The following is a 10,008-nucleotide window of genomic DNA, read 5'->3' as shown; positions in this document are numbered from 1 at the left end:
ATCTGGTATACTTTAGCCATGAAAACTCGTCTCCTTTCGGGAGGTACTTGGATTTGTGGTGAAACCATTGTACCAGAAAGGCTGGCGGGTTTTCAACTTTCATTTAACTTTACAGAACGCGAGTGACATAAGGGAGGAAATTCGAATGAAAGAAACGCGCGAGCTTTCCCGAAATTACATGAAACACTTTACCAGTCTGACAAAAATTGAGTGCAATCTTCTGTCCATTGCACACTCCTCCTTCCTGTTTGAAAACCGCTGTATCTGCGAAAAATGTCCGCGCTATGAAAATTTTTATCACACGCATCTGTACGGTATTTACGAGGCCGAGCGCTGGGGAGGAAAGTATATCTATTACTGTCCCTCCGGTTATATTTTCATTGCGATTCCTCTTTATGACGAGGAGGACGTGCTGGACGGAGGAGTGATTGCTGGTCCCATCATCATGGGAGAGCCGGAGGATTTAGTGGGAGAAAACCATCTTGAGGCCTATTCCGAAAAAATTCCTCAGTTGTCGACTGCCAACGTGAACGATGCTGCAGAGTTGCTTTATGGACTGTGGCTGAATCTGCGCTCAAAAGCACATCAGTCCGGCGGACAAATCTTTCAGCAATTTCCTTATGAATTGAAAGAATCGGATGAATCACAGTATCCCCTGGAAACGGAGAAAAAGCTCCAATCACTGATCACCGCCGGAGATAAGAACGGCGCACAAACTCTTTTGAATGAGCTTTTGGGCAAACTATTCTTCTCCACGGACGGCGAGATGGAGATCGTCAAAACGCGTCTTTTGGAACTGATTGTTATTTTGTCCCGCGCTGCGATAGAAGGCGGTGCGGATGTCAATCAGATTTTCTTTCTGAATCAGAATTACATTGAAGAAATCCAAAAATTTTCCAATCTGGAGGAGATGAGCATCTGGCTTGCCAATGTGATGAACCGCTTTATCAGCTATGTGTTTGATTTCTCTGATGTGAAACATTCGGATGTCATCTTCAAAACAGTAAAATTTATAAAGGATCACTATAATGAAAAAATTTCTTTGGACGATCTGGCAAATCAGGTCTATCTGAGCAAATCCTATCTGAGTAAAATTTTCAAAGAGGAAATGAACTGCAATATTTCCAGTTATATCAATATGATTCGAGTGGAAAAAAGCCGCAGTTTTCTGCTGAATGAATCCATTAGCCTGGTCGATGTGGCAGGGATGGCTGGCTTTGACGATCAGAGTTATTTTACAAAGGTCTTTAAAAAATATACCGGCGTGTCACCCGGAAAATTCCGGGAATCAAGAGGAAAACAGAAAATAGGAGGATGATTCCGCTATGAATTCATTTGAACGCTTTGCCTGTATTCTGGATGGGAAGAAACCGGATAAAATGCCCTTTTACTATCCGACAATCGCCTGCACTGTGGGCAGCGAAATATTGGGAAGAGAAGCGAATACCGGCTCGGACAGTCTGGCCTTCAAGGAGGAACTTTCCTGGCTTGACGGAAAGCAGGCTCATGCGGAGTTTGTTCAGAAAATGCACGAGGATACGGTTGCACTGTACCGCCTCTTGCAGGCGGATGTTGTCCGTGAGACAATCCGCGGAAAAGCAAAACCTACAAAAAAATTAGATGATAATACGTTATTGTTTGAAAGATCTGACGGCGGACGGATTGTAAAACGTTTTTTTCCCGAAACCCAGTCTTATGGCGTTTTGGAAGACACAACCGGAAAATATTACGATGCAGAATCGCTGGTCAGGCATCTTTCGCGGGAGATGGAGACCTCCCCTGATATTGACAATGATTATCTGGAAGACTTATACCGTGACGCACTCCAGTTTAAAAAAATGGCCGATCCCTATTTTCCCTCTATCATCAACGCTTTCGGCTTTGGCATTCCCATGTACGATCCGGTGTGGCTGGAAGCTCTGGTGCTGGAACCCGAATTTTTAAGAGAATATTTCCTTTTTCGGGCGGAACAGTATAAACGTCACATTCCTTTCCTGAAAAAACAGGGCTACCGTTTTATCAATGGCGGTATGGATCTCGCCATGCAGACAGGCCCGATGTATTCCCCAGCTTCTTTCCGCGCAGTTATCTTTGACGGACTGAAAAATCTGAATAACGCCTGCAGGGAAGCAGGATTGGTCTATTGCTACCGCTCTGACGGAAATCTGTGGGCGCTGTTTGACATGATGTTTTCCGAGATCGGTATCCCAGCTTACGGGGAAGTTGACCGGCTTGCGGATATGAGCGTAAAAAAAATCCGGGAACGCAATCCTGATTTGGTCATTTTGGGAAATATCAGCTCCGCCACCTTGAATCTGGGGACAGAGCAGGAGGTACGGCAGGAGGTTGCCGCTTCTCTGCGGGAAAGTGAAGGCTTCCGTTATATTCCGGGGCCGTCCAACGCCATTCTGCACAAAACACCGCTCCGAAACATCTATGCCATGCTGGAGGAAATTGAACGGTTCCGTCCATGAGGATTGGATGGGAAGCTATAAAAAGGCTGTCACACTTCAAAATGAGTGTAACAGCCTTTTTCGTTTGAATAAAAATAGGATTATATCTGATTCAACGCATTTTCCAGATCAAAAATCAAATCATCCACATGCTCTGTTCCGATGGAAAGACGCACCGTATTCGGTTTGATTCCCTGCTCTGCCAGCTCTGCCTCATTCAGCTGAGAATGGGTGGTGGTCGCCGGATGGATCACCAGAGATTTCACATCTGCCACATTGGCCAGCAGAGAAAAGATTTCCAGATGATCGATAAACTTTTTGGTCTGCTCCTGGTCTCCGTTAATCTCTATGGTAAAGATGGAGGCACCTCCCTTTGGAAAATAGGTCTGATACAGATCATAATACGGACTGTCCGGCAGAGACGGATGATTCACCTTGGAAACCTTGGGATGATTCGCAAGAAATTCTACAATTTTCTTTGTGTTTTCCACATGGCGTTCCACCCGCAGTGATAATGTCTCCAGCCCTTGAAGAAACAAAAACGCGTGCAGCGGCGCAAGGGTTGCACCGGTGTCCCGAAGCAGAATAGCCCGTATTTTGGTCACAAAGGCGGCCGCTCCCACCGCTTTGGTGAAGCTGATCCCATGATAGCTTGGATTGGGCTTCGTCAGGGACGGAAATTTCCCGGAAGCATCCCAATCAAATTTTCCGCTGTCCACAATCACACCACCAAGCGCTGTGCCGTGTCCGCCTATAAACTTCGTTGCAGAGTGAATCACAATATCTGCGCCGTAATCCATAGGCCGTAGCAGATATGGGGTGGAAAAGGTACTGTCTACCACCAATGGAATTTTGTTCCGGTGTGCAATATCAGCCACCTTTTTGATATCGATCAGGCTGGCATTCGGATTTCCGATGGTCTCAATATACAACGCTTTGGTATTGTCCTTAATCGCCGCCTCAAAGCTTCCCTTCTCATCCGGATCCACAAAAGTTGTAGCGATTCCATACTGAGGAAGCGTATGCGCAAGCAGATTGTAAGTTCCGCCATAGATTGTGTTAGCGGAAACAATGTGGTCACCCACGCCAGCAAGATTCTGAATGGTGTAAGTGACAGCCGCCGCACCGGACGCGACAGCCAGCGCCGCCACACCGCCCTCCAGAGCGGCGATTCTCTGTTCAAATACATCCTGTGTAGGATTGGTTAGCCTTCCATAGATGTTTCCTGCGTCGGATAGACCAAACCTTGCCGCGGCATGGTCGGAATCCCGGAATACATAGGAAGTAGTCTGATAAATCGGAACCGCTCTGGCTCCAGTAGCTGGATCCGGTTGTTCCTGCCCCACATGCAGCTGCAATGTTTCAAATTTTAGATTTCTTTCTTCTCTCTTCACAAATTTACTCATGATGTTACCCTCTTTCTCTATTCTTCCAAACTTTGATTTTATTTTCCGCAACAACACAAGCACATTCGGAATATGTAACATTCCCCCATGAAAATTCCTCCAACATCATTTCATATTAATTATATATGATTTATATGTTATTTGAAATTATATAACAGGTTTCCGCATTTGTCAATTGTTTTTTTAAAGATTTATTTTTTCTATTTATTATTGAAAAAGGCTTGACTATTTATACTTGTTGTGTTATACTAAGTATAATATTTCAGATCTACAAATTCGACTCACATATTTTGTAAGTTATTTGTTTCATCAGATGGCTTGCAAAATATGTGATTTTTTATTTGCTTATGAACGGGAATATAATAAAATTTAGGAGGTACCTCTATGAATAACGGTACTGTAAAATGGTTTAACTCAGAGAAAGGATTTGGCTTTCTCTCCAACGACAACGGCGGCGATGATGTATTCGTGCATTTTTCCGCAATTATATCCGAAGGGTTCAAAAACCTTGTGGAAGGTCAAAAAGTAACTTTCGACACGGAATCAGATCCCAAAAACAGCAGCAAGCTGCGTGCTGTCAATGTCCGCGTAGCGTAAAAAGCGGGCTCTGTACCTTACACAAGGTTATTTGCGGACAGGAAACAAGCAACGCCAAGGGTTCTTAATGGATCCCTTGGCGTTTTTGTACGTCCTGCCGAATAAGAGGGGCAGAATCCCCTCTTCAATGTTTTATATAGAAATTAAAGTAAGGTGTCTCGCCGCCTTCGGAAGATGGTGGACACCTTACTTTTCATTAGAAAGGTTGTGAGAAACGATGAAACTATGGAAGATGTGACCTTCCCGAAGCGACATTCCCATCGCAATATAACTTTGTCACCATCCGGTACCTTGTCTATGAATAAAATATTCTCCGTCTTTCTCTTCAAATTCCACACAGGCCACTTTGCCGTTCACCCACTTGCTTTTTTCATCCAGATTTCCATTTCCGTTAATCCAGCGCTCCGAAAACACATTGCGCATTTTAATGGAATAGCGGACATGACCGCATGGAAAACCCTCTTCCTCAGATTTTTCTTTCAAAATGCTGACTCCATCCACTCTGAAATCTGAAAGGCCTCCAGCATCTCGCAGATACTTTGCATAGGCAATTCTCGCTTTTTGTTCCGATGTCTGCTGACTAATATCCTTCGGGATCCCCTGTATATTTCGATCATATGCCGCTTCTACTTGTTTTTTCTGTACATGACTGTATGATGAAATTGCCCCGACGAGAAGGAGAACTGTCACAAGTGAGACCAGCCATTCCCGATATCCGTTTTTCATTTTGCTGTCACCTCCGGAAACGTTTTCTATTTCAAAAATCGTTCCGCCCCCAGATTGATATATTTTATTACCTGCTGTTTTTGGCTGTCATTTTCCAGCGGCATGGAATAGAGCTCTTTCCCCTCGCAGACAATCGACAGAACAATCTGTTTTTGGGAGGATGCGGGATTGTTCCCGTCCGCAGTATCATAGATATAGCATTCCAATTGTTTTCCATAATACTCCTTTAAATCGTACCCAAACTGTCCGGCGATTTCCTCCACGTTTACTGAAATTCCCAGCAACGGTTCGTTATATATGATGTTCTGTTTCAGAACCGCTGTTTTGCGGTAAGTTGTCTCCCGGTTGACCTCGACAGCATTCTGCTTTGAGAGCTTTTCCTGAAGCACCAGGGGCAGGATGGAATCGTTGCGGGCAAAATCAGCTTTGTCCAATTCTTTTAGAAACGCTTCAAAGGATGCCAAATCAACTGTGTTGTTTTTCCCGAATCGTTCCTCAAACTCCGGACGGCGGTAGCCCACTTCATGCAGTTCCGTTTTATCGTTTCCGCGGAATTTTATGCTTTGTAAATCTTCAATCAAAGCAAACAGAATTGCCCCGTTGCGGTAAAAATTGTTTTTCAAATCCTGTGCCTCTAAATTTTGAATAACTGCATACTGGGCGGTAATCGAATCTGTGCCCAGTTCAAAATTCTTATGTGTCTTAGAGAGATAAGGGAGCTTTCCGGTCAACGCCAGAACGCTGTCTTTGTTATTCATAGTTATTCCCCGGTACTCATACAGACCTTTCATCTCCGCGCGGGATACTTCGCCGCTGACAGGAATCATCGAGTTGGCAATACAGATTCCCGTAACGGCTAAGGTAAGAAGCACAACCAGAAAAATGCCTGCCGTCTTTTTTCTGTTTTCCTTACGCTCGCTCTTTTTCTTCATTCTTCTCGTTTCCTTTCCGGCAGAATATCTGCCCGGGTTACCGTGCCAGAAAAGCGTCAATTTTTCCGGCCACATATTCCTTCTGACTGTCTGAAGCCAATTTTAATGTAAAAACTTCGCCGTTTTCCGCCACTGCGGAGAGAAAAATCTCCTTTGCAGAGCTGAGGGGTTCCTTTTCATTTTCCACATCATATAGGTAAGCGGCTATGGTCTGTCCATAGTAATTTTTCAAATCATAACCGTATTTCGCCGCCAGCTTCTCCGCGTCATAGCTCACGCCTGTTTCCGAATCCTGATAGTGTACATTTCCGTTCAAACGGTAATGCCAGGAACGTACCGTTTCCTCATTTACCAACCGGTAACCTGCTTTTTCCAAACTGTTTTCCAACTCTCCGGGCAGTATCTGAAAAGCTGTGGGAGTCATCGGAAAATTTTGTGACTGTCCATTGGTCAGGCAGACCGCCCCCAATGTGATTAGCAGAACCACTGAAAAAATCATCCAGCCTTTAGAAGTCCGTTTCCAAGCGGCAATACGCCGGATTCTTACATCCACTTCCTTTTTCCCGTTCTGCAGACCGGTGGTACCTGCCACAAAATTATTTTTTCTCAGCGCAGTTTTTAGCAGCAGCATGCAGTATGCCTTCCTGTCTTCTATTACTCGCAGAGCACGCTCATCGCAAAGTGTTTCCAGATCTCTGCGGAACAGGAAACAGGAAAGCCAAATAACCGGGTTAAACCATTGAAATGCAGCTATCACAAGACTGATCCAGAGAAATATCATGTCCTTATATTTATAGTGGCACAGCTCATGCACTAGTATATGATACTGTTCGGTCTTGCTATACCCATCGGGCAGAAGAATAACCGGATGGATCAAGCCAGCCATCATAGGTGTCTTTCCACCCGTTTTCACCCGAATACAGGTATCTAAACAGAGGGCTTGCTTCGCTGTGCATATCGTTTCTTCTATTGCCTCCGCATCCGGCAAGCAGGAAAGCCCCCGCCGGAAGCTGAGATACACGACGGTAAAATAGAGAAGCAGGATAGAAACACCGGCCGCCCATAGAAAAAACAGCCATTTCCCTGCGGATAACTCTGCGGAAACAGAGGATAGCGGTATGACTTCCATCAAAATCTCTGGCGTATCTGCCGCCGGAATATGATGAAACAGACTTAGCTTGCTGGAGGGAAAAGCCGGCAAAAAAAATCGCAGAAGAGGCAGCACCCACAGAATGCAAATACTCCTTGCAGAAGTTTTTCCTCTCATTATCCGGCGGGCAAGGATTACCAGCAAAGCAGTGACCGTAAGGTATACCGTGTTTTGTACAAGCCAGCTCATCCCTCGCCGCCTCCTTTGTGCGTTTTCTCCTTTTGTTTGCCCTTTTCGGTTTTCTCGATCTTTTCAATGATCGCCATCAGATCATCCACCTCCTGTGGATTGAGGGAACTGTCCTTGACCAGGGCAGATATCATCATCTTAACCGAGCCGTGATAGATTCGGTCCAGAAAGTGCTTTGTCTCTTTCCGGGTACACTCCGCCCGTTCCACCAAAGGATAGTATTTGTAGTTTCCTGTCGTTGTATCGGCGCCGATAGCGCCTTTTCCGCAAAGACGCAGAACCAATGTACGGATAGTGGAATATCCCCACTGCGTGTCTGTCAGAACGGCACAGATTTCCTTAATGGTACTCTGGGGCTTTGCCCACAATGCCTCCATGACTTTCCATTCCGATTCTGTTATATTGATCTCTCTGCACATAGGTTATCATCTCCAAAAATAAGTTACAATTGTAGCTAAATATAGTTTACAACTGTAACGATTATTTGTCAAGTACTTTTTATGTCATAATTTATAAAAAGATTTTTTATTTTGGAACATACAACCGCGTATGTTTAATAAGGGCTTGTCCCGTCATTCAATGAGAACAAGGACACTGCATAGCAGTGCCGTGATCAGCGGGAGATTGCACTGCCGGTGATCGCGGATATGGAACCCGCCGCCTTAAGGGGCGGGGGATATCTTGCCCGCAGTTATAAAAAAGTTTTTCTTTCCGAAAAACGCAGCTGCGCTTCGCACACTGTTTTTTGAAACATGCAATTGCGCACGATTCCGCGCAATTTCCTATGTTATAAAACAGAAAGGATGATTCTGAAAATCAGAACCATCCTTTTTCCGAGAGTTATTTTGTTAAAAACAGAGGCGCCATTGGGCCCAAGGGGAGCCCTATCAGATACCATACCACCAGCAGCAATATCCATCCAACTAAAAACGTCAAGGAATAGGGCAGCATCGTGGAAACAATCGTTCCGATTCCAGCCTTTTTGTCATACTTTTCCGCAAATGCAATGATGACAGCAAAGTAGGACATCAGCGGCGAGATAACATTCGTCACTGAATCGCCGATACGGTAAGCCACCTGTGTCAATTCCGGTGAAAACCCAATCTGCATGAACATCGGTACAAAAATAGGTGCCATAATAGCCCATTTGGCGGTAGAGGAGCCCAAAAACAGGTTGATGAACGCCGCAACCAATACAAAGGCGATCAGCAGCCACAAACCGGTAAATCCGGTATGCTCCAAAAAATTAGCACCTTTTACTGCTATGATTACCCCTAAGTTTGTATAGGTAAAATAATTTACAAACTGAGCGGAGAAGAATGCCAGTACCAGATATGCACCCATGGTACTCATTCCCTCACTCATAAACCGTACGACATCCTGATCACTGCGGATATTTCCGGAACCAATACCGAAAAAAATACCTGGTATCATAAAAAACAAAGCGATAATCGGCACGATACCGTTGATAAAAGGGGAATTTTCAAATATGGATCCGGTGTCCGGATTGCGTAGAACGCCGCCTGGCAGTAAGGTAATTCCCAACAGTAAAAGAAAAACCAGAAGGGAGATAAGCGCCCATTTCAAACCCCTGTTTTCATTGACATTAAGCTTTTCCAGATGAATGGTTTTCTCGTGATATTCTCCTAATCTGGGCTCTACCACTTTTTCGGTTATGATGGTACCAAGAATCATGATAACAAAGGTGGATACAATCATGAAATACCAATTGGCGGTAGGCAGCACTGTATAAGAGGGATCATAAATTTTTGCCGCCTCCATTGTAAGGCCGCTCAGCATGGGATCCAGCGCGCCGATCAGCAGGTTTGCGCTGAATCCGCCGGATACCCCCGCAAATGCGGCGGCCAATCCGGCAATGGGATGTCTGCCGAAACTAGCGAAAATCATAGCTCCTAAAGGCACAAGGATTACATATCCCACATCCGCTGCAACATTGGATAGAATTCCTGCGAATACGACTACCGCCGTAACGAGGCGTTTCGGCGTATTTAAAACCATTTTTCGCAAAACTGCCCCGATAAGCCCGCTGCCGTCTGCAAGCACAACCCCCAACATTGCCACAAGAACGGTTCCCAATGGTGCAAATCCTGTAAAATTGCTGACAAAATGTGTCACCATATAGCGGAGCCCTTCCGGATTGAACAGGCCAACCGCCTGCATTGTCATGTCTTTGATTTGTCCGCTGGATCGGTCAATCTGTTGATAGGAAACAGATACCCCCAGTTTCGCACAAATTTCCGAAACCCCTATAATAATCAATGTCAATAGAATAAATATAGTAACTGGATGAGGGAGTTTGTTTCCTACCACTTCAATACCAGTAAGACATTTCGAAATCCAGCCTTTTTTCTTTTTCATCCGAATCTCTCCTAATTTTTATTACTGATTCTATTAGTATACCTTTTTAAAAGAGATTTAATAAAATAAATTAATTTTGACATAATTTCATAAATATATTTTTGAGGAAGTTAATTTGCTTTATAAAAGAATGCGGAATTTATGAAAAGATACTGACTTAATATACAGTCAAGTTT

Annotated in this window: 9 protein-coding genes; 3 read left to right on the top strand and 6 right to left on the bottom strand. The window is 44.5% G+C overall.

The annotated features are described in order from the left end of the window. Positions 1–145: 145 nt before the first annotated feature. Together KQI32_RS09625 and KQI32_RS09620 are read left to right on the top strand one after the other, a co-directional pair. Positions 146–1,318, top strand: coding sequence for an AraC family transcriptional regulator (locus tag KQI32_RS09625; RefSeq protein ID WP_216424856.1), 1,173 nt, complete (start codon positions 146–148; stop codon positions 1,316–1,318). A gap of 7 nt (positions 1,319–1,325) precedes the next feature. Then, positions 1,326–2,474 (top strand): uroporphyrinogen decarboxylase family protein, encoded by a 1,149-nt coding sequence (locus KQI32_RS09620; protein ID WP_216424855.1) that lies wholly within the window; start codon positions 1,326–1,328, stop codon positions 2,472–2,474. A gap of 80 nt (positions 2,475–2,554) precedes the next feature. Here KQI32_RS09620 and KQI32_RS09615 read toward each other — a convergent pair whose 3' ends face one another. Further along, positions 2,555–3,859 carry an O-acetylhomoserine aminocarboxypropyltransferase/cysteine synthase family protein gene (locus tag KQI32_RS09615; protein ID WP_216424854.1) on the bottom strand — a complete coding sequence of 435 codons (1,305 nt, stop codon included), beginning with the start codon at positions 3,857–3,859 and terminating at the stop codon, positions 2,555–2,557. Positions 3,860–4,243: 384 nt separating this feature from the next. Here KQI32_RS09615 and KQI32_RS09610 point away from each other — a divergent pair, with 384 nt between their 5' ends. Further along, positions 4,244–4,456 (top strand): cold-shock protein, encoded by a 213-nt coding sequence (locus KQI32_RS09610; protein WP_216424853.1) that lies wholly within the window; start codon positions 4,244–4,246, stop codon positions 4,454–4,456. 276 nt (positions 4,457–4,732) lie between these two features. Here the strand turns inward: KQI32_RS09610 and KQI32_RS09605 are convergent, their stop codons facing one another. The 5 genes from KQI32_RS09605 to KQI32_RS09585 all read right to left on the bottom strand — a co-directional run bounded on the left by KQI32_RS09605 (position 4,733) and on the right by KQI32_RS09585 (position 9,832). Beyond that, positions 4,733–5,182, bottom strand: a complete 450-nt coding sequence (locus KQI32_RS09605) for a hypothetical protein (protein WP_216424852.1) — start codon at positions 5,180–5,182, stop codon at positions 4,733–4,735. Positions 5,183–5,208: 26 nt separating this feature from the next. Beyond that, positions 5,209–6,114 (bottom strand): DUF4825 domain-containing protein, encoded by a 906-nt coding sequence (locus KQI32_RS09600; protein ID WP_216424851.1) that lies wholly within the window; start codon positions 6,112–6,114, stop codon positions 5,209–5,211. Positions 6,115–6,151: 37 nt separating this feature from the next. Beyond that, the gene (locus KQI32_RS09595; RefSeq protein WP_216424850.1) at positions 6,152–7,453 is read right to left on the bottom strand and encodes a M56 family metallopeptidase; all 1,302 of its coding nucleotides are present in this window, start codon (positions 7,451–7,453) and stop codon (positions 6,152–6,154) included. Beyond that, on the bottom strand, positions 7,450–7,872 hold the full coding sequence (locus KQI32_RS09590; protein WP_216424849.1) for a BlaI/MecI/CopY family transcriptional regulator: 423 nt from the start codon (positions 7,870–7,872) through the stop codon (positions 7,450–7,452). Before KQI32_RS09590 ends, KQI32_RS09595 begins: the two co-directional genes overlap by 4 nt. Before the next feature lie 421 nt (positions 7,873–8,293). Then, the gene (locus KQI32_RS09585; protein ID WP_216424848.1) at positions 8,294–9,832 is read right to left on the bottom strand and encodes an AbgT family transporter; all 1,539 of its coding nucleotides are present in this window, start codon (positions 9,830–9,832) and stop codon (positions 8,294–8,296) included. Positions 9,833–10,008: the final 176 nt, after the last annotated feature.

The sequence above is a fragment of the Acetivibrio sp. MSJd-27 genome, assembly GCF_018918095.1.
Classification (GTDB): Bacteria; Bacillota; Clostridia; order UMGS1840; family HGM11507; genus HGM11507.
Note: the sequence above shows the minus strand (reverse complement) of the source record. Positions and strands in the feature narration are given on the sequence as shown.